This window comes from Lacinutrix chionoecetis, from assembly GCF_053604665.1.
Genome location: NZ_JBSHNQ010000062.1, coordinates 1 through 269, shown reverse-complemented (window position 1 = coordinate 269; position 269 = coordinate 1). Strand labels below are relative to the sequence as shown.

At 43.9% G+C, this 269-nt stretch carries 1 pseudogene; it reads left to right on the top strand.

The window, feature by feature from the left end:
* Positions 1–269: pseudogene (locus ACVC43_RS02270) on the top strand (hypothetical protein); the annotation flags it as partial.

Sequence of the window (269 nt, the reverse complement as noted above, 5' to 3'; positions counted from 1 at the left end):
ACTGGCGTGGTAACCTTCACACCAGAACCAGGCTTTACAGGCGATCCAACACCAGTAAACTATACTATAGATGATAACGATGGCAACACATCAAACGAAGCAACAATCACGTTAGACTTTGATGCACAGCCACCAGTAACGCAAGACGATGATATTACAGGCTTACCAACGAACACACCAGCGGTAGTTGATCCATTTGCAGACAATGGCAATGGTATCGATCAAGATCCAGATGGAACGATAGATGTAAGCACAGTAAACATTGTAAC